The 23522-nt window shown below is 46.0% G+C and carries 22 protein-coding genes; 20 read left to right on the top strand and 2 right to left on the bottom strand.

Annotation, left to right across the window (positions count from 1 at the left end; all coding sequences use genetic code 11):
- Positions 1-142 precede the first annotated feature (142 nt).
- From AC4G47_RS30020 to AC4G47_RS30005, 4 genes are all read left to right on the top strand, one after another.
- Positions 143-838 (top strand): L-ribulose-5-phosphate 4-epimerase, encoded by a 696-nt coding sequence (locus AC4G47_RS30020; RefSeq protein ID WP_036611813.1) that lies wholly within the window; start codon positions 143-145, stop codon positions 836-838.
- 273 nt (positions 839-1111) lie between these two features.
- Complete coding sequence (araA, locus tag AC4G47_RS30015; RefSeq protein ID WP_491104180.1) at positions 1112-2530, top strand: L-arabinose isomerase; 1419 nt, start codon at positions 1112-1114, stop codon at positions 2528-2530.
- Between the two features lie 160 nt (positions 2531-2690).
- Positions 2691-3461 (top strand): AAC(3) family N-acetyltransferase, encoded by a 771-nt coding sequence (locus AC4G47_RS30010; RefSeq protein ID WP_491104179.1) that lies wholly within the window; start codon positions 2691-2693, stop codon positions 3459-3461.
- A 340-nt stretch (positions 3462-3801) separates the two neighbouring features.
- A complete protein-coding gene (locus AC4G47_RS30005) occupies positions 3802-5493 on the top strand; it encodes a histidine kinase N-terminal 7TM domain-containing diguanylate cyclase (RefSeq protein WP_491104177.1) in 1692 nt (563 codons plus the stop codon).
- A 74-nt stretch (positions 5494-5567) separates the two neighbouring features.
- Here the strand turns inward: AC4G47_RS30005 and AC4G47_RS30000 are convergent, their stop codons facing one another.
- Positions 5568-5915, bottom strand: a complete 348-nt coding sequence (locus AC4G47_RS30000; protein WP_491104175.1) for a helix-turn-helix domain-containing protein — start codon at positions 5913-5915, stop codon at positions 5568-5570.
- Positions 5916-6079: 164 nt separating this feature from the next.
- Between AC4G47_RS30000 and AC4G47_RS29995 the strand changes: the two genes are divergently transcribed.
- The 16 genes from AC4G47_RS29995 (at position 6080) to AC4G47_RS29920 (ending at position 20215) form a co-directional block, all read left to right on the top strand.
- Positions 6080-6883 carry a DNA-binding protein gene (locus tag AC4G47_RS29995; protein WP_491104173.1) on the top strand — a complete coding sequence of 268 codons (804 nt, stop codon included), beginning with the start codon at positions 6080-6082 and terminating at the stop codon, positions 6881-6883.
- A gap of 185 nt (positions 6884-7068) precedes the next feature.
- Entirely contained in the window at positions 7069-8520 is a 1452-nt protein-coding gene (locus AC4G47_RS29990) for a WXG100 family type VII secretion target (RefSeq protein WP_491104171.1), read from the top strand.
- Positions 8495-9061 (top strand): hypothetical protein, encoded by a 567-nt coding sequence (locus AC4G47_RS29985; RefSeq protein WP_491104169.1) that lies wholly within the window; start codon positions 8495-8497, stop codon positions 9059-9061. Before AC4G47_RS29990 ends, AC4G47_RS29985 begins: the two co-directional genes overlap by 26 nt.
- A gap of 100 nt (positions 9062-9161) precedes the next feature.
- A complete protein-coding gene (locus AC4G47_RS29980) occupies positions 9162-9569 on the top strand; it encodes a contact-dependent growth inhibition system immunity protein (protein WP_491104167.1) in 408 nt (135 codons plus the stop codon).
- 399 nt (positions 9570-9968) lie between these two features.
- Complete coding sequence (locus AC4G47_RS29975; RefSeq protein ID WP_491104165.1) at positions 9969-10715, top strand: hypothetical protein; 747 nt, start codon at positions 9969-9971, stop codon at positions 10713-10715.
- 295 nt (positions 10716-11010) lie between these two features.
- Positions 11011-11487 (top strand): hypothetical protein, encoded by a 477-nt coding sequence (locus AC4G47_RS29970; RefSeq protein ID WP_491104164.1) that lies wholly within the window; start codon positions 11011-11013, stop codon positions 11485-11487.
- Positions 11488-11520: 33 nt separating this feature from the next.
- Positions 11521-11850: a hypothetical protein gene (locus AC4G47_RS29965; RefSeq protein WP_491104163.1), complete on the top strand. Its 330-nt coding sequence runs from the start codon at positions 11521-11523 to the stop codon at positions 11848-11850.
- Between the two features lie 64 nt (positions 11851-11914).
- On the top strand, positions 11915-12412 hold the full coding sequence (locus tag AC4G47_RS29960) for a hypothetical protein (protein ID WP_491104161.1): 498 nt from the start codon (positions 11915-11917) through the stop codon (positions 12410-12412).
- Between the two features lie 60 nt (positions 12413-12472).
- Positions 12473-12664 carry a hypothetical protein gene (locus AC4G47_RS29955; protein WP_491104159.1) on the top strand — a complete coding sequence of 64 codons (192 nt, stop codon included), beginning with the start codon at positions 12473-12475 and terminating at the stop codon, positions 12662-12664.
- Between the two features lie 153 nt (positions 12665-12817).
- On the top strand, positions 12818-12994 hold the full coding sequence (locus AC4G47_RS29950; RefSeq protein WP_491104157.1) for a hypothetical protein: 177 nt from the start codon (positions 12818-12820) through the stop codon (positions 12992-12994).
- Between the two features lie 236 nt (positions 12995-13230).
- Positions 13231-14781, top strand: a complete 1551-nt coding sequence (nikA, locus tag AC4G47_RS29945) for a nickel ABC transporter substrate-binding protein (protein WP_491104155.1) — start codon at positions 13231-13233, stop codon at positions 14779-14781.
- Complete coding sequence (gene nikB / locus AC4G47_RS29940; protein WP_491104153.1) at positions 14781-15728, top strand: nickel ABC transporter permease; 948 nt, start codon at positions 14781-14783, stop codon at positions 15726-15728. Before nikA ends, nikB begins: the two co-directional genes overlap by 1 nt.
- Positions 15725-16579 (top strand): nickel transporter permease, encoded by an 855-nt coding sequence (gene nikC / locus AC4G47_RS29935; RefSeq protein WP_491104151.1) that lies wholly within the window; start codon positions 15725-15727, stop codon positions 16577-16579. The genes nikB and nikC overlap by 4 nt, the downstream gene beginning before the upstream one ends.
- Positions 16576-17376, top strand: coding sequence for an ABC transporter ATP-binding protein (locus AC4G47_RS29930; protein ID WP_491104149.1), 801 nt, complete (start codon positions 16576-16578; stop codon positions 17374-17376). Before nikC ends, AC4G47_RS29930 begins: the two co-directional genes overlap by 4 nt.
- Entirely contained in the window at positions 17373-18341 is a 969-nt protein-coding gene (locus tag AC4G47_RS29925; protein WP_491104147.1) for an ABC transporter ATP-binding protein, read from the top strand. The genes AC4G47_RS29930 and AC4G47_RS29925 overlap by 4 nt, the downstream gene beginning before the upstream one ends.
- Positions 18342-18709: 368 nt before the next feature.
- The gene (locus AC4G47_RS29920) at positions 18710-20215 is read left to right on the top strand and encodes a malate:quinone oxidoreductase (protein ID WP_458124682.1); all 1506 of its coding nucleotides are present in this window, start codon (positions 18710-18712) and stop codon (positions 20213-20215) included.
- A gap of 211 nt (positions 20216-20426) precedes the next feature.
- Here the strand turns inward: AC4G47_RS29920 and AC4G47_RS29915 are convergent, their stop codons facing one another.
- Complete coding sequence (locus AC4G47_RS29915; RefSeq protein ID WP_491104146.1) at positions 20427-23273, bottom strand: hybrid sensor histidine kinase/response regulator; 2847 nt, start codon at positions 23271-23273, stop codon at positions 20427-20429.
- Positions 23274-23522 lie beyond the last annotated feature (249 nt).

Raw genomic sequence — 23522 nt, 5'->3', positions numbered from 1 at the left:
GAATATGGAATTCAGCCGAAATGTCCGTTGCTCACGTAGCTCTATCTACGCTCCGCTACTCCATTTCTAGCTTCATCCCATCTTCTCGGTACTGAAAACCGACTTTTTGAACACGCACTATTAGAGAACGGGAGGGAATAATATGTTAGAGCAACTGAAAGAAGAGGTATTCCAGGCGAATCTGGAACTGCCAAAGCACGGACTCGTGAAATTCACATGGGGTAACGTTAGTGCAATTGATCGGGAAAGCGGTCTGTTCGTTATTAAACCGAGTGGTGTCAGCTACGATACGATGAAAGCAAGCGACATGGTTGTGGTCGATCTGGATGGTAACGTGGTGGAGGGTGAGATGAGACCTTCCTCGGACACCGCAACACATGCCGTACTATATAAGCATTACTCGGAGATTGGCGGCATCGTGCACACGCACTCCACATGGGCGACCATCTGGGCGCAAGCCGGACTGGACGTACCTGTGATGGGCACCACGCATGCAGATACCTTCTATGGGGCGGTACCTTGTGCGCGTTTCCTGAATCAGGACGAGGTTGATCGCGGATACGAAGCGGAGACAGGGCGCGTCATTATTGAAACGTTTGAACAGCGTGGGATTGATGTTATGGCGGTTCCGGCAGTGTTGCTCCATGGTCACGCACCGTTTACGTGGGGGAAAGATGCCAAGTCTGCAGTGGTGAACAGTGTCGTGCTGGAGGAAGTGTGCAAAATGAACCTGTACGCGCGGCAGTTAAATAACTTCGCGAAAGAACTGCCACAAGGCATCTTGGATAAACACTATCTGCGAAAACACGGAAAAGACGCGTATTACGGACAGAAGTAATTTGGTTATAACAGTGACTGGAAGCATGTTCTGGCTTACAAGTGGATTAGTGTGGGAATGATTTGTTCAACCTATACTTTTTACACGATAACGGAGAAGACAGAAGAAAGCTGGAGAAGCGGAGCGTTCGCCTTTATCACAGGATTTTCCCTTTAAAAAAGGGAATCAAAAAAATCCGGGGATAACCAGCGATCGAAAGATTATTCTGGCTGCGCAGTGTGCTAGTGTAAACCCATTAGTTCAACTATAAAATAATGAAATGAGGATGATTATATGTCAGCAGCAAAAGAATTCTGGTTTGTGGTCGGTTCACAGCACTTGTACGGAGAAGAAGCACTGGGCGAAGTAAAAGCCAATGCACAGAAAATCACGGATGCCCTTAATGCAAGTGGCGTACTGCCGTACCCGCTCGTATTGCAGGATCTGGCGGTAAGCGCAGATAAAATCACGAGTACGATGAAAGAAGTCAACTATCGCGACGAAGTAGCAGGTGTCATCACATGGATGCATACATTCTCCCCGGCGAAAATGTGGATTCGTGGTACGAAATTGCTGCAAAAACCTTTGCTGCACTTGGCAACCCAATTCAACGAAAGCATTCCGTGGGCAACCATCGATATGGACTTCATGAACCTGAACCAAGCGGCACACGGTGACCGCGAATATGGCTTCATTAATGCCCGTCTGAGAAAACAAAATAAAATCGTTGTTGGCTACTGGGAGCGCCCGGAAGTGCAACAGCAGGTTGCAGACTGGATGGACGTAGCAGTTGCTTATAACGAAGGCTTCAACCTCAAAGTCGCTCGCTTCGGTGATAACATGCGCAACGTGGGCGTGACCGAAGGGGATAAAGTGGAAGCACAGATCCAATTCGGATGGACGGTTGATTACTTCGGCATCGGCGACCTCGTGCAATACGTGAACGCCGTAACGGAGCAGGAAATCGATGATCTGATCGCTCAGTATAAGGACCTGTACGAATTCGATTATGGCACGAACAGCAAGGAAGCTTGGGAAGCCAGCGTACGTGTGCAAGCGAGTTATGAAATTGCCATTAAACGTTTCCTGGACGAAGGTGGATACAGTGCCTTCACTACGAACTTCGAAGATCTGCATGGCATGAAACAGCTTCCGGGTCTGGCTGTACAACGCCTGATGGCTCAAGGGTACGGATTTGCCGGTGAGGGTGACTGGAAAACGGCTGCGCTGGATCGCTTGCTGAAAATCATGGCCCATAACGAGAACACGGGCTTCATGGAAGATTACACATACGAGATGGCTGCTGGACAGGAAGCGATCCTGCAATCTCACATGCTTGAAGTAGATCCTACACTGGCTAGCACGAAACCGAGAATCATCGTGTCCCCACTGGGCATTGGCGATCGTGAAGATCCGGCACGTCTCGTATTCGACGGCAAAGCAGGCGAAGGTGTCGTGGTATCCATGGCAGACTTCGGTACCCACTACAAATTGCTGATCAATGAAGTATCTGCATTCGAGCCAACCGTTCCGGCGCCTAACCTGCCGGTAGCGCGTGTATTGTGGAGCGTGAAGCCGAACTTCCAGGATGGGGTAAAAGCATGGATCGAAAATGGTGGCGGTCACCATACGGTTGTATCCTTGAACCTGACTACAGATCAGATCGTGACGTATGCGAAGCTGGTGAATCTGGAGTACGTTATTATTAAGTAAAAGTGGATTGGCAGCTACTGCCTGAACTCATACAAATTCGTTGTCTGCGGCCGGGGGTTAACCCTCGGCCCTTTGTTTGTTATGCTGGGAAGCATGATGTGAAGCTGAGCAAGGAGTTGCTTTTCCATCGAAAAGGGATAAGAAATGGAGGAGGACAGACATGTACACAAAAGAAAGTTTAATTCAGCAACTAGAGTATCTCGGTTTGGATGGGCAAGGCACGTTGCTTATTCACTCTTCAATGAAGAGTTTAGGCGAGGTTGAAGGTGGAGCGGATACAGTGTTGGATGCCTTTAGCGACTATATGAAGGACGGATTACTGGTGCTTCCCACCCATACATGGTCTACCATTAATGCGGATAACCCATTGTTCCACGTGGAAAATTCTACCTGTTGCGTGGGCATTCTGCCTGAACTTTTTCGTAAACGGCCGGGCGTAGTTCGTTCGTGGCACCCGACGCACTCGGTAGCGGCACTGGGAGGGGACGCAGAGGCGTTTACGAAGGATGATCATCTCTTCGATACACCGTGTGCGAGAGGTTCGGCATGGGGGAAACTGCTTGATCGGAAAGCGACAATATTGTTAGTAGGCGTTGACTTGAAGCGGAATACATTTATCCATGGGGTCGAAGAGTGGGTGGACATCCCTGGACGAATGACGGACGAGCATGAGAGACTTTATACGGTTTTACCAGATGGAACCCAGATTTCAGTACCGTCCCGCAGACATTGTGGGTTGCCATGGTCAGAGCATTTCTGGAAAGTAGATGAGGTGCTGGTTCGCGAAGGTGCGATGCGTAAAGGAAAGCTCGGCGATGCGGTCGTAAGAGTATGTGATGCGGCTAAGACAGCAGAGGTAATTACGGAGATGCTCAAGGATAACCCCGATCTATTCACGGATAATCTCCCTCTGGATGAAGTAAACGAATAATGTAAGAGCCGTCCGGTAGCCGGATGGCTCAATATGAATCACATGACAATGTCCCAATATCTCCCGAGCAGATGACCTTCCTCTCCTGTTTGTACTCTAAGCCTTCAAAAGCATTCACAAATAATCAGAAATAGATCAGGATTTCGATCAGAGGTTGGTCGGACTTCCAGTGTATGGGCTACTCACCCTTATAGTGGTGTGATAAGATATGGTTAAATTAACCAATAAGATTGGCGTAGCAATATGGAATATAAGTGTTTATCGAAGTTTCTAAATAAGTATCACGATAAAATCATGAACAACCACGTTGTCATTGTAGCATCTAAGAAGGAGAAGATTCGTGAACCCATTAGTATGGTATGATCTCTTTTTATTTGTCCTATTGTTTGGTGTAGGTGTGTATGTATTTGCTACGGTTAGAATTACGAAATTACATAAGGTTTACTTTTTGTTCCATGGGTTGATGATGCTCTGGCCTTTCTGCCAATTCGCGTCTACGTTGACGGATGATCCTGGATTGCAACTATTCTATGTAACGCTATCCTTTGTCGCCGTATCCCTGCTTGGGAGTGGTTGGCTTCTGCTGACGATCTTCATTTCCGGTTATGCGGAGCGTTTGAATGCAAAAGGGACCTTTCTGCTATTTGTCCCAGCGGTGATCGGGGCTATAGGTGTGGTCGTAAATCCATGGAACGGGTTCGTCATTTCACTGGAGGGTGGATATATCGAGCGAGATTACGGCCCGTGGTTCTGGGTTGTGATGGTTATTCTAATGATCTATTTCGTATCTTCGCTCGTTGTCCTGTTCAAGGCGCAGTATTCTTCTCGGATGTCCTCCATGATCAAAAAACAGGTGAAAGTCACCCTATGGGGTATCTTGGTATTGGCTGTGTTTGCTACGATTGATGCGATTCTGAATGTTGTTCTAGCCCGCTGGTTGCCGATCATTCCTGGCATGACTTCGCTAGGGATATTTCTGTCCGACCTCTTCTTCGTCTATGTGATCAAAAGATATAATGTGTTCGATCTGGTCTCGATTGCTCATGAGGATGTGATCAATACGATTCCTTATGGCATTCTGGTATTGGATAAGAATCAAACCATTATTGAAGTGAACAAAGCCTCCCGATCCTTTATGGATCTGCATGTGGGGGACTATTTTGATATGAAGACGTTTCTGGGGTCTGTTCGTGTAGAGGGCAGCAGCCAGAAGTTTCTGGATCAGTATAAGCGAAAGAGAAGTATCGTATCTCAAATTGAAGTCGTCATGGAGCGTGGCACCGAACGTCATTTCATCCTTCAGGCGTCTCCAATTGTTGGCCCTGCTCGGTTGCCTATTGGCCATATCCTTACGTTTCAGGATGTCTCCCAAGAGCGCTTCTATGTGAAAGAAATGAATCGGCAGAATGAGGTGCTTCAGGAGCGAAATCAGGCGTTAGACTTGATACGTCAGGAGTTATCCGAGGCTAATCGCAAACTTGAGGAATTGGCCCTTACAGACAGTTTAACCAACTGCTACAACCGCCGATATCTGACCCAGCAGCTGACGCATGAAGTAAGCACCAATATTCAATATAAAACCCCGTTCTCACTCCTGCTCCTGGATATTGATTACTTTAAAGCGATTAATGATCGCTACGGACATGTTATCGGGGATGAAGTGCTCGTTCGCACGGCGGAAGCCGTCAAACAATCGATTCGCAGTACCGATATACTGACGCGTTATGGCGGGGAGGAGTTCATGATCTACCTTCCACACACAGAGCATGATTTGGCGAACCAGATCGCGGAGCACGTAAGATTAGCTGTGGAGTCCAACCGCATTATGGTGGATCACGAGATTAAGCAGGTGTCCATTACGATTAGTATTGGGATTCTGTCCTTTGAGGATTTTGAGGTTGAGCATGTACCAGACAATCCAGAGGGGTATTTGATCCAACTGTTCGCTGCGGTGGATAAGGCGTTGTACCAGGCGAAGCAGAATGGGCGAAATCGAATTGAGTTTGCGGCGTTTGAGCGGGAAGTTGTTTGAAAAAGAAACAAGAAAAGAGTGGGAGGTTACTCCACTCTTTTTGTTGTTAGCACATGATGTTGATGTAGTTATATTTAATCGGAACTTCTATGTGATTTTTCGATAGCATTTAAAACTTCTTTACTGATTTTGGTCAATGATATGAGTGTATCTGTACCTTTGCCGCTTATTAAAGTTATATGTTCGTCCAAGGCTCTTTTGTACTCAGAGTCTTCTTGGAATTTAAATATTTCTTCAGCAGTAACCTGTAATCCATTCATTATTTTCTCAAGAGTCTCCAATGAAATGTTACGATCTCCCCGTTCAACTCCACCAATATAGCTGTAATGAAGGCCTGCTGCTTCTGCCAGTTGTTCCTGAGTCCAGCCTTTTGCCTTCCTTAACTCACGTATTCGATTTCCTACGTCCTCTGGTAAACTCATTTGATCACCTCCACTTAAGGTTAGAAGAGGTTATAGAATCCTTACAGACTAATATGTGCAAACTGTATCCTTAAATAAAAGTACTTATAAGTACAATTTATATTGATCTTCTTATGGTTTATCTATACAATTATATGAAAATGGATAATTAAGGAGGATTATCTTTGCGGAAATCTATCCTAAAGTCACTCAAACCGGACATCATTGGTGAAATGTTGGACATGGCTGTGGCTTTTGAAAATTGGAACAAGGTGATGGAGAGGGCGGACATGTTATATCAATGTGTGCAGTCGATCCATGAAGAGCGGCAGGAGTATCGGTCAAAGGGAGTGCCTGCACCACATATACACATCGAGCGGCCCTTGGTCTACTATTACGGGTTCAGTCACTTAATGCGGGGTATGGCTCACCAGAAGATGGGACAGGTAGATCAGGCGAGGGCATGTATCGACCAATATGCAGAACTGGGGTGGATGGAGGATCTGGATGAGGTAGGTATGAAGGTGGTTCAGGAGTTCAAGCATAAGGCACAGGTGAATCGGTATGCTCTTGAGATTGAAGCCGGGCAGGTGCAATTGCTGGAGGAGTTTGTGAACTTTTTGCTTGAGCATCCGGAGGAATGGTTGGCAGGTCTGAAAGTGATTACGGAAGCAGCAGTGCGGCATAGGTGGCAGATTGATCGGGTTTTATATATGTTTGAAGATCAGATACAGGGTGTTGGCAGAGAAATGGATTCTTCAAACAACGATGATATGTACCATTACTGTTATCAGCGGGCTTTGTATGAACGGTGGATGGGAAGACCGCAAGAGGCCGTGGAATTCATTTTGCAGGCAATCAGGTTAGGGGATAAGCTAGGGATGGATCGGTATTTTATAAGGTGTACGGCATTGTTGGAATCATTGCGGGAAGAGGCGACAGCGGAGCAGATTGGACGGTATAGAGTGATGTTGGAGGAAATGAAGTAGGAAAGGTATTTACTGAAACTGGTAGGATATGCCTTGAAGTGGGTATATGCATATAGGACCATAGCACCGATGATTAGCACAGCTTGTGTTTTTACCATGGTGAAATCAGGATGTTAGCCGGATAGTTTACATATTACACTTCTGCTAACATAGGATAATCCTATTTCGAATGAGCGGAGAAACGTATGAGTACAATCAAAGTTACCCCTGAACAACTACATCACGTATCGAATCAGGTGGATCAAGCCAGACAACAGTTGGAGAGTATACGAAGTGATCTGACGAGACAGATCATGTTTGTTCAGATGATGTGGATGGGCGCGACGCAGGAGCGATTTTACTATGAGTTCGAGCAGTCACGACCTATACTGGATAAAGCGCTGGAGAGTATGGTGAACACATCGAAGGAATTGAAGGATATCGCCACGCGTTTCCAAGATGCAGATGCTCAGAAGGGAAGTCTGGGTGGTGCGTTTGGAGCAGTCGGTGCCGCAGCTATGATGACCAAATCAACAGGTGATTCAGGTTCGGGTGATAAGGGCTATCGGATGGCGCAAATCAATATGTTCGGTAAGTGGGTATGGATGCCTGTCAACGAGAATGGTGTTGCGGATCAGGCTGCTCTTCAGGCTTATCAGAGGGATCAGGGAAATCTGGACTTTAATCGCATGCAAGCTGTGAACGTTGAACCGCCTGGAGAAGATATTTTTGCGTTACAGATCAAGGCGTTTGAGATGGGCATTCATCCTATGACGGGAGAGCCTGTATCAGATAAGTATGCTCAGATGATGGTGACCTCTCTGAAGTTTAGTCAGATATTCATGGCGATTCAGATGGTTCGCGGGAGTATGCCGGGTGGTAAAGGGCCATATCGATTGCCAGCTTCCAATCCCGCTGTGGCGAAGATTAAGCAGCATATTGAGGCTGCTAAGGCGAAGAATGGTAAGACAGAGGGTAAAGCTACAGAGGCATTAAGAAAACCTAACATTGAAACTGAAAATGCGATAAGAAAAATAGTCTCTGGAGATAATGTACAGGATATTCGTAAACATGCTAAAAAGGTGACTGTATATGATAATTATTCTGAAATTGTTACACATGATAATAAAGTGGTAAGAATCAACAAAGATGACATGCCGAATTCTTCGTTTAACAAGTTGGATGAACTTATCCTCTTTGAAGATAGCATTTCAGATTACGGTATGAAATCATATGATAAAATCAGGAATATGCAATTAGAGGATGTTCCCGATGTTGCTAAGAATACTGGTTTAAATATTTCAGACATTACAAATTTAAAGAAACATTTATTTTTAGAGAAACATGAAATTCCGAAAGCAGGAGGCATTCTGATCAAAAAAGAACATTTCTCACCTGACGATGAAATAGCATATGCATGGCAATTAGCTCAGAAAAAAGAACTCAATCAAGCCCAGAAGGATTGGTTTAAACAATTAGCCGATCATGAACTTACTGAAGCAAAATTAATGAGGGAGGGAATTCCGTACAGACGTATAGAGTCATGGTCAGATGATAAGAGAACGTATACTGATCAACCTCCGAATGATGGCGCACACAGAAAGGCACCTGAGCAACCGGAGTATGGTACATTTGAAGGCTTTGATCCATTTAAATAATCGCAAAAATACTAAACAAAAAATCGGGAAAGTGGAGGCAACGATGAGTTATTTTTCCAAAGGAATAGAAAGAATAAATAATATAGATTGGAATCTATCTGGTACTGTAGACGAGCCTTCCCATATGGCACTAATACAAGAATATATAAGACGAGCAGCAGTGCTAATTACATTATATGATCTAGAAACACCGTATCCTTTCTTTAAAGCTTCTCATGCAATTGGCTTTGATAGTGATCTGGGTATATCAGAAAAGTGTCCTGAGTTGGGTGGATTAAAAAATGCGTTTATGAAAGGAACGTGTGAAGCCTATCTAGAGTGGTTAAACTTGCAGGATACTGAAAATGAGATTGCATTGAAATTCCATGATTTGTACGAACCTCTAATTCTTCTGATTGAAAGAGGAGGTACCCTTAGAAGACGACATGGTGATATTATTGCTGGGGGTTATGCATTTCCTTTGGCAAACGCTGACTACATGTCAAAACAGGCACCTATTGATATTAGTGATGAAGGCTTGCAAGCTTGGGTGAATCAATAACTTCCTTGCCCTTCGAGGCGATTTTTAAATGAAGCGGCCTACCTGCGTCCTATAAGATTGTAGATAGGCCTTTTTTAAATGCAGGAGCTGAACAAAATAAATGAATAAATTAATTAAAGAAATATATTCAATAGATCAAAATATTCAGACTGATAAGTCTGATTCACCTTTGGATCATTGGTATGATAGACTTATTAATAAGAAAATGAGTGAGATTGACTTAGAAGATGTTAGTAGAATGTTGGGCCAACATGTGCTTATAGATCTTGGTATAGAAAAGGGTATAGAAATTTTATCAGAAGATCCTCTTGCTGGGGAGATGTATGATGGACATCTGTTGAAGCTTCTTTATTCTATTGAAACGAATAATTTCAGAGACTTATCACAACTCAAAAGATTACTCCAGACTATCAAGAGTGATCTTTCTCAATTCCAATGGGCTGATGAAGAAGATCAGGAGAAGTACGCCGAGTTATTAGAACTTTTTTTGAAAAAGGTTGGCCTTTAAAGTTATGAATTAGACCTTAAATTTGAGCTTCACAAAAAATGGGTTGAGACTAATGGTCAAGAAGGTGAGAAGCTACGATTACAGGAAGTTGAGTAGCTGTAATTATGATAATCTTAGTCTGAACAACATAGATTTCCATTCCATGTCTCAGTTCTTAGACGTTACATATATACGTTCCTGGTTCCCGGACGGCAGGCGGTGCAGATGGCCAGGCAGCTGCAGCGGTTCGAAGAAAATAAAGTTGTAGACTAGGAAATTAAAGTGTAGACTGAAAACGCCATTAAGCTACCGACAGCAGTTCCGATTTCTCCTCCAGGGGTATCATCGGTGTCGACGACTGTGAAGAATAGGAATCTGTTTGTTATTGTTGATAAGACAACTAGATAAAAGGAGAAGAACATGAGTCGGAGATTAAGAATGATTCGAAGCAATAACACGGAGAACAAAAGTAGATATAGAATTTCTGGTAACAAGGTCAATGGGAGGGCAGAGCGAAATCCATTGATCTTGCATCTAATCACGATCTTAGGAGGGATGTTGACGGCCGTAATTTCTGCTCTGGTAATTGCCGAGACTACACAAAATTCATGGGAAACACAGTACAAAGCGACGCAACAAGATAATCTGAAAAATAATATTGACGAAAGGAAATTCGCTATATTTGAGGACATTTCCGCAAACATGTCCAAGCAACAATCGCTGATCCACTCTAAGTTGCTTATTGCATTGGCGTTTAGCGTTCAATCCTACGGGAAAAGTTTGACGACTGAGCAGAATGGGAAGTTATACGAAAAAATGGAAAAAGACTTTCCGTTGGAATATAAATATGCAGACGAATTCGACAGAACTTCGATAGAGTTAAACGGATCTTTCTATATGGCCAAAGCAATGTTTGGACCAGAAATTGATGCAGCGATAGATAAGTACCAATCAAGTCTTAGCAGAATATCGACTGAACAGTATATAGAAGAGTATATTTATGAACGCAATAAGATTAAAAAGCCTATAGTGGGGAAAGAACAGAAAGAGATCCAGATAGAGATAGACTCGAATGATTTCATTCAGTTGTATAATCCGGCCATAATAGATGCTCGCGAAGATCTCATTCAACTGATGAGTGATGAAATCAACGCATTGAAGAACTAGCCATGGCCGGCCATATTGACGGAAGAATTCATTGGCATGCGGGTATAGTTCGTTATAAGTGACTTAACTATCGGGTACGATAGATTCAAGAAACGGTGACAGTCTAGGATTTTATTTTCTTGTCCTTGGCTGGTTGTATTATAGCCGCAGAAATAATGGAGGATTTCGGACAAAGTGATTGAGATCAAGGAACATAAATTCAAACGATAACGCAGTTGCTAGGGCTGCGTTATTTAGTCGTTACCTTTTAAGGAACTTTGAATAGATTTAATAATCGATGAGAGGGGAGCAAAACATGGGGCATCTACTAACCAAAGCTATTGAACGTTTGTCGTTTATTTCATTGGAGGATACCAAAGATAGCTCACTAGAATCGTCTCATATTCTGATTAAAGAATATCTGAGACGTGTTAATCAATTATTAAATGAAATGGATGCTTCAATAGATCAATATCCTCTATTTAGTTTTGCTAAAATCCTTGGAAAAGCCATAGATGAAAAAGTATATCGAGCCTGTTCCAAACTGGACAAAATACAAAACCCCTATGTGAAGGTAATTTGCTGCGGTTATTTAGAAGTCTCCGAATTAGCAGATCAAGGAGTGGATGAAGCAATTCAATATATCGACCTCTACGAGCCAATGATAAAATTCTTTGAACGAGGCGGGAGTTTCATCATAAGACAAGGCGAAATGGTTGTAGGTAGTTCAGCGTATCCTCTTAATTATTGGAGACATTTAAATGTTTCAGTACAAGATATTAGCGACATCTAAAAGGATCATGTTGATCAAACTGGGGGGATACTAATGTCCGTAGGTCTATACAGATATAACGGGGATATAGAAGACCGGAATTGTGAGCTTACACTCAGTGAGAATATTGCTACTCAGGAATTTTATGATGAATACTGGGAGGCAGCAATACATGAATTAGGAATAGCCCTGATTCGGGATGGATCTAAAATATATTTTCACCAATTAGAAGCTGCAGTAGTTGAGTTAAAACGATTAAGGGAGTGGGCAAAGGAACATTTAAACGGGAGTGAGTTAGATTATATGACGGGTAGAATTGAAAATTTACAAGATATTTTACCTAGCGCATTTATTAGTGAAAGTACAAATCTGTATATATTCTGAGGTTGGTAGCTTTATATGGGAAGTTATTAGAATTGAATAGTTGACTCTAGAGGAGGAGGTATTAATGAATCAATTATGTAAAGGTATAGAAAGAATAAACAGCATCAATTGGGGTACTTCCGGTAGAACAGATGAGCCCTCAAACATGGCATTATTACAGGAGTATATTAGAAGAGCAGCAATATTGACCACTACATACCGTTTGAAAACATCGTATCCTTTCTTCAACGCTTCTCGTTCGTTCGGATATGAAGTTGATCTGGATATAACTGAAAAATGTCCTCAATTAAAGGGACTAAAAAAAAATTTCCTAAAAGGAACGTGTGAAGCATATTTGGAATGGTTGTTATTATTTGATTCCGGAAATGAAATTGCGTCGGAGTTTAATGATTTGTATGAACCTTTGATTCTTTTAATCGAAAGAGGAGGAACCATTAGAAGACAGCATGGTGAGATTATTACAGGTGGCTATGCTTTTCCTCTAGCGCATGCCGAATACATGTCTAAGCAGGCACCAATTGATATAAGTGATGAGGGACTGGAAGCCTGGGTGAAGCAGTGATTTCTTAGATCAGTCGTATGGCTCTAGCTCAAGCATTTTAAAAGTTAGAGGAGTGAGATCATGTATTTTGATATCGTAGAGATAAAGGACTACTATGACACGGAAATAATTAATTATGACTGTACTAATCTAAAAGATTTGGGCATAAGTGAAGAGAATGCTCATTTTTTAATCGACATAGGAGTTCCAGAACAATATGATGATTTTTCCTTTTATGAATCTGAAGCTTTCCAAGTGAAAGTTATTGAATGAGAGGAATATATTCAGATTGGTCACTTCGCAAGTTATGGTATGCGTGACTCGTATGGTCTCTATCTAAAACAAGGGAGCGATATGTTTTTCGCAACGTCATCATTGGATAAGTCCAACGTATATATGCTCAATAAGAATTTGGGAACCTTCTTTTTGTTTCATCTAATTAGAAGTGAACTGGCAACTAAAATGAGACTGGAAGGTACATATACCTCAGATGAGTATGCTAGAGCACTTCGTGGTTATTTTGAGAAGATTGATCCGATAGCAATGAAGAATGACGAAGGTTACTGGTCACATTTGCTAGAAGACTACGAAACAGGGTTGTAACTCTTCGAGAAATCTTGCATGGTTCTACCTGTAAACAATCTCGAATTGCAAAGGAAATGCCTACTAATCAAGCCCTCATATGTAACAAAAAACATGAAGAATCCGCTCTCATCCGGGAGTCGGATTTTTTCTCGTTACACCACCAATATAACTCTTGTCAAAACGTAATCATTACGATATGATAATACTCATTGTTTAGATCATAATGATTACGATTAAGAGAGAGGGGCATTACCTTGAATAAAAAGACGCCACTGCTAGCGCTGGTCTCCTTGGCCTTGAGCGCTGGACTGTTGAGCGCCTGCGGATCATCTGAGTCCAGTCCCGCTGCGCAACCATCCACCGATAATAAAAATGTTCACTTCCTATATAACTTCTCCACCAGTTCGTTAGATCCACATGTGGATTCCAGCTATGTGCCGCTGCGCGCGGGCATTACGGAAACGCTGGTTCGTCTCGATGAAGAGAATCTAACGGTTGCTCCATGGCTCGCCGAGAGCTGGGAGAGCGAAGATGGGCAGCATTGGACGATCGACCTGCGAGATGACGTGACCTTCCAGAACGGCAAGCCGATGACGGGTGAATCCGTTAAGGCATCCCTTGAGCGGGCGCTGGAAGAGAATGTAGCGATTCAGAACGCACTGAAGATCGATACGATAGAAGCCGAGGGTGACAAGCTGGAGATTACCACAACTCAGCCTTTCCCGGAATTTGCTTCAGAGCTGGTGAATCCGAACACGGCGATTATCGACGTGAGTGAGCCGGACCTTGTGAACAAGCCCATTGGTACGGGCCCGTTCAAGCTGACCTCTTTTACCCCAGGCAGCAAGCTGGATCTGGATCGCTACGATGAATATTGGGATGGAGCATCTCCACTGGATTCCATCACATTCTCATTCAATGAAGATGCCAATGCCCGCACATTAGCGCTCAAATCTGGTCAGGTTGATATCGTATACCGTCCAGAGGTCGAGAGCCTCGAATCGCTCAAAGCAATGGATGGCATGACTGTGGAGTCCACGTCGACGTTCCGCGTGCATCAGATGACGACGAATATGCAGCGGGAGAGTATGAAGGACATTAACGTCCGTCGTGCGGTGGATGCGTTGATCGACCGTCAGGGCATCGTGGACACGATCCTTCTCGGATACGGCGAAGCAGCCATCGGTCCGTTCCTGCCATCGCTGCCGTTCGCGCCGAATTATGCAGAGACTGCTAAGCAATCTGGGCCTGACGCCGCAGTGAACTATCTTAAGGAAGCTGGATACGAGCTGCAAAATGGCGTGATGACGAAAGATGGCAAGCCGCTGCAATTGACGCTGCTGACGTATTCAGCTCGTGCCGATCTGCCACTGATTGCTCAAGTGTTCCAGTCTGATGCGAAGAAGATCGGTATCGACGTGCAGATCCGCCAGATTGACACCCCGGAAGATTATATGGCGTCCAACCGCGACTGGGATATTGCGACGTATAGTAATTTGACAGCTCCGCGTGGGGATGCTGGTTATTACCTGAATGCGACTTACCATCCGAAGGGTGCTCTTAACTTCAGTGGATCTGAAGATCCGGAACTTACCAAGATCATTGACGAACTGAATCTCACAGTTGCACCGGAGAAGCGCGCAGAGCTTGCCGAGAAGGCAGCCAACTACGTACATGACAACGTGCTGAATTCATTCGTGTTGCATCCTGGTACGATCGTTGCCTATAACGGTAAGAAGATTAAGAACTGGGTTACCACCCGCAGTGAATATTACATGATTACGAATAAGCTGGATGTGATGTAATGTTTCGCATTTTGCTTCGAAAGTTCCTTGAGGTATTTATCTTTCTGCTGTTCATTATGTTTGTAAGCTTCCTGTTCATTCGTCTGGCTCCTGGTGATCCCGTGCTGACGATATTGAACGTAGACGAACTGTCCGTCAGTCAGGAGCAGGTCGAAGCTGTACGCGAGGAGATGGGCTTCAACGATTCGCTTCCTGTCCAGTTCGGCAATTGGTTACTCGATTTCGTTCGGCTCGACTTCGGTGTATCGTATTCGACAGGCCAGCCCGTCATGCAGACCCTGATGCGTGCGCTGCCAGCTACGGCTGAACTGACGATAGGCGCACTGCTGGTCATGCTCGTCATAGCGATCCCGCTCGGCTCGCTGTCAGCGCTCCATCGCGGCAGTTGGATTGACCGCGGCAGCCGGATGCTCTCCATTGTGGGTGCGGCGGTGCCGAGCTTCTGGCTGGGTCTAATCCTGATCGACATGTTCGGCGTACGCTTCGGCAATCTGCCGACCATGGGCCGGGATGGATTCACATCGCTTATTCTGCCATCTCTGACGCTGGGACTAGCCATCTCCAGCGTCTATGTGCGTCTTTTGCGTTCCAGCCTGCTAGATTCACTAAGTCAGGAGTTCGTTCGATCCGCCCGGGCAAGAGGGTTATCCGAAGGTCGGATCTTCATGCTTCATGCGTTTCGGCACAGTCTGCCGCCTGTAATTACAGTATTCGGCGTCAGCCTCGGTAGCCTGATTGGTGGAGTCGTCGTGATTGAAGTGTTGTTCGCTTATCCGGGCATCGGCAAGCTTGTCGTCGACGCCATCCGCCAGCGTGATTATCCACTGATCCAGGGTTACATCCTGATCATGGCTATCTTTGTATTCATCGTGAATACGGCGGTTGATCTATCTTATCGTTATTTGAATCCTGAAATGAAACTCAAGGAAAAGGAGGCCCACCGATGAAAACCATGCCCCTGCCCATTTCAACGACAAAATCTAAAAAACATAGCTGGCAGGCGATCGTTGGTTTGCTATTTGCACTGCTAGTCATCGCGGCCTCCGTATATGCCTTTTTAGTTCTGAAACATGATCATACCTTAACCGATCTTCGCGGACGATTGCAGGACGCAAGTGCTCTCCATCCATTCGGCACCGACCATCTGGGCCGTGATGTACTGACACGTCTGCTGCTTGGCGGCGGGCAAACAATGGGTTATAGCCTGCTGGCACTCGGTGCTGCATTGCTGATCGGCATTCCGTTTGGACTGATCGCAGGATACAAACGTGGTTGGGTCGATAAGCTGTTCATGCGGATTGCCGATGCCTTTCTTGCTTTCCCTGATACCATCGTGGCGATTGTGCTCAGTGGCCTGCTTGGCGCGGGAATTGGCAATCTGGTGTTGGCCATCGTGATCGTGAAGTGGGTTAGCTACGCCCGCCTCGTTCGAAGTACGGTTTTATCGGAGTCACAGAAGGATTACATTCGTATCGCTCGGACCAACGGACTATCGGATGGTCGAATCATGAGAAAGCATCTGCTTCCGCATATCGCAGGGCATGTGCTCGTGTTAGCCAGTCTCGATCTCGGCAAAATCATCCTGCTCATCTCATCATTGTCCTACATCGGGCTTGGCGCACAGCCGCCAACACCTGAATGGGGTGCGATGCTGAACGACTCACGGCCTTACTTCCAGTCTCGGCCAGAGCTGATGATCTACCCGGGCCTTGCCATTGTCTCGGTAGTATTGCTTGCCAACATGCTGGGTGACTATCTGCGAGACCGGTTTGACGTGAAGAAGGAGGTGCAGCCATGATTCTCTCCATTGAGGAACTGAGCATCTCCAGTCGGGATCGTACTATTGTAGACCAAGTCTCTCTGGCTGTTCGCGAAGGCGAGTTCATGGCACTCGTTGGACAGAGCGGTAGCGGCAAAAGCTTGCTCTCGCAAGCGATTGGTCGTCTGCTGCCGCCCAACCTGCATGCGTCGGGGCGAGTCATGTTCGAAGGTAGCAATCTGCTCGAACGGAAGCCGAAGGAGATGCGCGCCCTGCGGGGAAGCCGCATCTCATATATTTTTCAAGACTATCAGGGAGCATTTACGCCATTTCGCAGCATTGGTGGGCACTTTGATGAATACCAGAAGGTACATGGGGAAAAGTCTTCTGCCACCCGCAAGAAAAGGGCTGAGGAAGCATTGGAATCCGTTGGTCTTGGTGCAGAATTGCTGCGCCGCTATCCGTTTCAGTTGAGCGGGGGACAGCTTCAGCGGGCATCAATTGCTACATCGCTGATGCTGTCTCCTCGTCTGCTGATTGCAGATGAGGCAACGACGGCGCTCGATAGTGTATCCGGGCATCGCGTGTTGGAGCTGCTGGCACGCAAGCAAGCGGAGACGGGCTGCGCTATTCTGTTTATCACGCACGACTGGCGCCATGTACGTCGCTATGCCAGCCGTTTGGCAGTCATGAAGGAAGGGCAGATCGTCGAATCTGGCGGGAAGCATCGCATTCTCGATCATCCTCAGCATGAATATACGCGCCAGCTGATTAATGCGGCTCCCGTTTTGAGTCGCTCGCTGAAGTCGGGATTGAAGGAGGCAGGAACGGAATGAAGACGACCACCAATGAAGAACGCCGTGGACTTGTGCAGTCCGAAGAATACGGTGTGCAAAGCCATGACTTTGCAAAAGACGTAAACCATGCAGACACAGGTAGTACAGTCATAAATACTACAGATACAGATCATGCAGATACAGATGCTGATATAGATATCGCCGGTGCAGAGACTGTTTCATCGTTCAGCATCTCCGGCGATCCTGTGCTTCACGTGGAACATCTCAGCCGAACGTATGCAGGTGCAGACCGACCGGCTGTGAATGATATTTCCTTCTCCCTGAACCGCGGCGAGTGTCTAGGCCTGGTTGGCGAGAGCGGCTGTGGCAAGAGTACACTTGCCCGCTGTCTACTGCGGATCGAAGATGCGGATAAGGGCTCGATTACACTGGGCGGACAGGATATCGCGCGGCTGAGCGGCCGACGGTTACGGCCTCATCGCCGGAAGATTCAGATTGTATTCCAGAACCCAATGGCAGCACTGAATCCGAAGCTCAAGATTGCCGATTCGCTGATCGACCCGTACGAACAACTTGGACGGAACGCCGAGCTGTCCCACTTTACCTATACGTCGAAGGATGCTTACGTCCAAAAGCTGCTTGAAGCTGTCGAACTTCCAAGCGATATGGCTGGACGATATCCGCATGAGCTAAGTGGTGGACAGCGTCAGCGTGTCACGATCGCACGAGCTATTGGCATTGAGCCGGACGTTGTCGTTCTGGATGAACCGACAGCCAGCCTGGATGTGATCTCGCAAGGTGCAGTTTTGCAGTTGCTTACGGATCTCCGGACATCGCTGGGTCTGTCATACGTGTTCATCTCGCATGATCTGGCTGCGGTACATCGCATGAGCCAGCGCATCATCGTTATGCGGGAAGGTCAGATCGTTGACCGCTTTGGCGCGGATGCGTTGTTCGCTGAAGAACGCCATCCCTATACGAAAGAACTAATTTCGATCTTCTGAGTACTCCCCGAAACGCCGGGGGTGGTAATAGTTAATTTTAAATATAAAGCCGCCTTACGAAGAGATTCGAGAGCGGCTTTTGGCGCATCCATTTTCACGGCTAAACGAGGCTCCTTTCTTTGTTTTGAACAAATATATCTTTCAGGCCTATAACCGGGCTAACGTTCCGATGTAAACTAGCGTATACTGATGGAATAGCAAATATCTTGAAATTGCATATTTAAATTGCTCTATATTATTGATACACTAGATCAAGGTTATATTCATTCAGAGAAGGTGCGACCCCGTTCAAGAATGGGCTTGCTGCAAATGCCAAATCGATAACGCTTACATCCTTTTGGCAAATATAGGATATAAGGACGGTAGACATGAGCCAGGGACAAACGAGTACAGATGTTATCTTGATTGGTGCCGGAATTATGAGTGCAACTTTGGGAACTTTGCTAAAAGAATTGGCACCAGACTGGAATATTAAGGTTTTTGAAAAGCTAGCCACTGCAGGAGAGGAAAGCTCCAACGAATGGAATAATGCCGGAACCGGGCATGCTGCATTGTGCGAACTTAACTATACCGTTGAACGACCAGACGGAACCGTAGATATTAGCAAAGCGATTAAAGTGAATGAACAATTTCAGATCTCAAAGCAATTTTGGTCCTATCTCGTCAAGAGCCGTCTGATTCGTAATCCGCGGGACTTCATTATGCCGATTCCTCATTTGAGTTATGTGCATGGAGAGAGCAATGTCCAGTTTTTGAAAAGACGGTATGACTCTTTATCGAATCACCCGCTATTCGCAGGTATGGAATTCTCAGATGACAAAAAAGAGCTGGCGAAATGGATGCCGCTGATGATGAAAGATCGTACAAGTAATGAACCTGTTGCAGCGACCAAGATTGACTCCGGTACGGACGTTAACTTTGGTGCTTTAACGCGTATGCTGCTCAGACACTTGAAGGAACAAAACGTGGATATCCACTACCAACATAGCGTGAAGAATATGAAACGGACCAGCGATGGACAATGGGAATTATCCGTGAAAAACCTGAAGAGTGGTGCAGTCGAACGCCATAAGGCGAAATTCGTCTTCATCGGCGCAGGCGGCGGAAGTCTGCATTTGCTCCAGAAGACGGGCATTCCGGAAGGTAAACATATCGGTGGATTCCCTGTCAGTGGGATCTTTATGGTGTGCAAAAATCAAAAAGTTGTGGAACAGCATCATGCCAAAGTATATGGCAAGGCTTCCGTAGGGGCTCCGCCGATGTCCGTTCCGCATCTGGATACCCGTTTTATCGACAATAAGAAGTCGCTGCTATTCGGGCCGTTTGCCGGGTTCTCGCCGAAGTTCCTGAAGACGGGTTCCAATGCCGACTTAATTACGTCTGTTAAGATGCATAATCTGCTTACGATGCTCGCAGCAGGTGTCAAAGAAATCTCTTTGACCAAATACCTGATTCAACAACTGATGTTATCCAAAGAACAACGTATGGCAGAATTGCGTGACTTTGTTCCGGGTGCGAAGAGCGAGGATTGGGATATGGTTCTGGCGGGGCAGCGTGTGCAGGTGATCAAGGATACCGTCCAGGGTGGCAAGGGAACGTTGCAATTCGGTACGGAAGTGGTCACGTCTGCAGATGGAACCATTGCGGCCTTGCTAGGTGCATCACCAGGTGCATCCACCGCAGTTCAGGTCATGCTTGAGATTCTTCAGCGGTGCTTCCCGCAGCAGATGGAGGCATGGGAGCCGAAGATCAAGGAAATGATTCCTTCCTATGGCATATCCCTTGTGGAGAATTTGGATCTTCTCAAAGAGGTTCATTCTTCTACAGCCAAGGCGCTGGGGTTATCGGATGAAAAACATGTCCTTCACGTATAACATTTAGCCTATCGTGTTAGATAATGGTCAAGCCAAAGGAAAGAGCTAAGCCGGGATGAACCGTGCTTAGCTCTCTTTTGGTTTATTTGGTATATCTGAACCTGAAGCTGAACATATCCTGCTATCATCGCGTTCACCTTACTCTTACATAAAGCATACGGATCTGATCGTACAGAATGCCAGTTGTAGAGTTATAGAACTATCTTATCGCTTAGACTCCTGTGTTGCGGTCCAAGGGGATAACAAAGGATACTTTCGTACCTTGATCCGGTGAACTGACGATGTTTAAGCCTTGTCCATACATCTGTGTCAACCGGCGATGTGTATTGGTTAATCCAATGCCTCCGGTTCCCCCTGGTCCCTTCTTGGGCCATGCCAATGCCCGTTCGATCTGTTCCGGTTGCATCCCTACACCATCATCCTCGATCTCAATCAAAGTACCTGTTGCCTGACGCATAATCCGGATACAGACAGTTCCGCCAACCACTTTACTTAGAACGCCATGCCGAACTGCATTCTCAATAAGCGGTTGAATGGTGAGGGGGGGCAGGGATAGATCAAGTTCGTCTGGGATATCCCAGATCACATTCAATCGATTCTCAAATCGTTCCTTCTCAATGTAGAGATAGGCACGTGAAAGCTCCAACTCGTGTATAATTTCAACCATTTTCTCCGAATTAACAAAATGAAAACTGGTCTGAAGATACTCCGTAAAGGCATCACCCAGCTTCTGCATTCGCTCCGTATCAATCTCACTAAGTACCATGATGGAATTCAAGGTATTAAAAAGAAAATGTGGCTGAATCTGTGCCTGTAAGTATGCAGCCTCCATACGCAACCGCTCATCGATGGATTGTTTCAGCGCGATCAGTGATCCAATGCGATGTCTTAACTCAACGGCATCAACAGGCTTGGTGACGTAGTCTGTAGCTCCGGCCATGAATCCGGCATAGATGTCGGCCGGTTCGTTACGGGCCGTCAATAACAGGATGGGAAGCTCAGAGATCGAATAACGTTTGCGTACGTTCTCGGTCAGTTCATAGCCGGAGATATGAGGCATCATAACATCGGCAATCAGTAAGTCCCACGGCTCCTGATCCAGTAATTCGAGTGCCTCAAGCGCCGAGGCCGCGGGTTGAATATGATACGGTTCATTTGCAAGCATGGAGATCAGCACTCGCAGGTTTACAGGATCATCATCGACAGCAAGAATACGGGCGGCAGTCTTATCGTGAGATATGGTTTGCTGCTGCGGCTCCGCGATCGCAACTTCATCAAAGCTGTGAGTGTCCCAGCGCTGCTCAGTCTGGTCAGAGAGCGCTTCGGTATCTTCCCGTGGAAGTGAGATCTGGAAGGTCGATCCTTCCCCAGGCACAGACTGCACGGTGAGCTGTCCACCATGGAGCTCAGTGAGCTGTTTGCTGATACTTAGACCCAAGCCGATTCCTCCGCTCAAGCGAGCCTCTGGGGTTCCCTGTTCGTATGCATCGAATATTCGCTGTTGTATCTCTTCACTCATGCCAACGCCTGTATCCGAGACCTGGATCAAGACATAATCTCCTTGTTCCCGAACAGATACTGTAATGGTACCCTCATCGGTAAATTTGAGTGCATTATGCAACAGGTTATAGAGCACCTGTACAAGTCTTCTCTCATCGGCTTGAATTAACGGCAGTGATTCAGGAATATCTACCTTCATGTGGACAGGCCTTCCCTCTGCCATAAATCGGAACATACCGATCACACCTGGGATGACAGATGCAAGGGAAAGTGGTTTCTTTTGAAGTTTAATACGTTTCTCCTTCAGACGAATGACATCAAGCAGGTCATCAACCAGTTGGGACATGCGTCGACCGATGGTAACTAACAGTTTCATGTCATCTGCCTGCTGCCCACCTGATTTACGCCGTTCACGGACCGCGATACTCTCGGCTATATTAATGATGCCATGCAACGGTGTACGCAGCTCATGAGCCGTATTCACAAGAAATTGATCCTTCTGCCGATCCTCCTCTTTGAGCTGTTCGTACAACTGCTCAATCTGACTTGAATTGCGGAAGTATTTCCTGAACCAATAGGCGGAGAAGCCGAATATGGCCGCGATCACATCAATCGGATAATACACGTTGGTGATCTCGCTACGCGAGTTCACAATTCCCCATAGCACGCTGGATAGGCTGCTGGTTGCCGCAAAGAGCAAAAAGCTGGCGTCACTTCGTTTCTCAGCTGCCATTCGGAAGAACAGGTATACAGACCAGCCAATGGCAAACAGATAAAGGAAGTCAGATAGTCCAATCTCAAGTACATGGTAGATCAGGGTCACCGGTGCGATTAGCAAAAATACACAATACAAACCAAGCACGCTGGCGTAGATACGAAACAGTTTACGCCCTTGTAAACTATGGGAGAAACTTCTGGCCATCTGTAGAAGAAAGAATGCGAACAGCGGATAGGACAATGCTTTGGCCTTAACGATCCAAGTGAAGTTGAGTGGCATCCAACTCAATAACAGATTGTCATGGTCGGAGGTGACCGTTAGGGCAGCTACCAGTGTTAGCATCGAGAACGTCAGCAGAGCTCGTTCCTTCCGGATAAACAGAAACATGATAAAAGCGTATAAACTGTGCAAGATCAGTATGGCGAACGTGATCTTTTGCAGATCGATAGACAATCCTCGTTCACTTCCAATGGCTTCTGGAGAACCAAAATAGAGAGAGCGTGTGATCCCACCGCTATAAGGGTCATCGAAGTTAGCGGTCTGCACCAGAAGATTGATTTCGGTGGAACCGCCAAGCGCATAGGAAGTCGTAAATGCAGTCCTCTCCGGTCGATAGGCTTCGGCATGGGTGGCAGGTTGACCGAATTCGGCAACAATGGTCCCGTTCATCTCGATGATCGATGAGGTCTGGATTTTCTGACCCCAGAGAGAGACTTCTTTCACAGATGAATCTAAAAGGATGCGAAGATGATACGTTCCATATCCGAATGACGATGAGGATTGTGGTAATGCATTCCGCCAGTCACCGGGAACTTGAATCCGTGTGGATGGGTTGTCCACTATTTTTACGTCACGATTAGAGATTAACGCCTGGGGGTAAAATCCCCATTCTCCATTCAGGGATATGGGTGAAGCGTTGGTGAGGTCCCATCCTCGAAGGTCCAACACGCCTTCGGCTGGTTCAGGATGTGCGGGTATAGTGAAGGACTCGGACCATATCCAACGAAAGCCAAGTGAAATAGTTAGGAATAAAATCGACAGCAATACATATCGGGGTATCTTTTTATAGGTTATTAGTTTCATGGCAGA

The sequence above is a fragment of the Paenibacillus sp. Negev47 genome (assembly GCF_058313655.1).
Note: the sequence above shows the minus strand (reverse complement) of the source record. Positions and strands in the feature narration are given on the sequence as shown.

Excerpts from the sequence above, each read along its gene's own strand:
- AC4G47_RS29955 (WP_491104159.1), top strand. The coding sequence starts at position 12,473 with ATGTATTTTGATATCGTAGAGATAAAGGACTACTATGACACGGAAATA.
- AC4G47_RS29930 (WP_491104149.1), top strand. The coding sequence starts at position 16,576 with ATGATTCTCTCCATTGAGGAACTGAGCATCTCCAGTCGGGATCGTACT.
- AC4G47_RS29980 (WP_491104167.1), top strand. The coding sequence starts at position 9,162 with ATGAATAAATTAATTAAAGAAATATATTCAATAGATCAAAATATTCAG.
- araA (WP_491104180.1), top strand. The coding sequence starts at position 1,112 with ATGTCAGCAGCAAAAGAATTCTGGTTTGTGGTCGGTTCACAGCACTTG.
- AC4G47_RS30010 (WP_491104179.1), top strand. The coding sequence starts at position 2,691 with ATGTACACAAAAGAAAGTTTAATTCAGCAACTAGAGTATCTCGGTTTG.
- AC4G47_RS30000 (WP_491104175.1), bottom strand. The coding sequence starts at position 5,915 with ATGAGTTTACCAGAGGACGTAGGAAATCGAATACGTGAGTTAAGGAAG.
- AC4G47_RS29970 (WP_491104164.1), top strand. The coding sequence starts at position 11,011 with ATGGGGCATCTACTAACCAAAGCTATTGAACGTTTGTCGTTTATTTCA.
- AC4G47_RS29925 (WP_491104147.1), top strand. The coding sequence starts at position 17,373 with ATGAAGACGACCACCAATGAAGAACGCCGTGGACTTGTGCAGTCCGAA.
- AC4G47_RS29960 (WP_491104161.1), top strand. The coding sequence starts at position 11,915 with ATGAATCAATTATGTAAAGGTATAGAAAGAATAAACAGCATCAATTGG.
- nikC (WP_491104151.1), top strand. The coding sequence starts at position 15,725 with ATGAAAACCATGCCCCTGCCCATTTCAACGACAAAATCTAAAAAACAT.
- AC4G47_RS29975 (WP_491104165.1), top strand. The coding sequence starts at position 9,969 with ATGAGTCGGAGATTAAGAATGATTCGAAGCAATAACACGGAGAACAAA.
- AC4G47_RS29920 (WP_458124682.1), top strand. The coding sequence starts at position 18,710 with ATGAGCCAGGGACAAACGAGTACAGATGTTATCTTGATTGGTGCCGGA.
- AC4G47_RS29990 (WP_491104171.1), top strand. The coding sequence starts at position 7,069 with ATGAGTACAATCAAAGTTACCCCTGAACAACTACATCACGTATCGAAT.
- AC4G47_RS30020 (WP_036611813.1), top strand. The coding sequence starts at position 143 with ATGTTAGAGCAACTGAAAGAAGAGGTATTCCAGGCGAATCTGGAACTG.
- nikB (WP_491104153.1), top strand. The coding sequence starts at position 14,781 with ATGTTTCGCATTTTGCTTCGAAAGTTCCTTGAGGTATTTATCTTTCTG.
- AC4G47_RS29965 (WP_491104163.1), top strand. The coding sequence starts at position 11,521 with ATGTCCGTAGGTCTATACAGATATAACGGGGATATAGAAGACCGGAAT.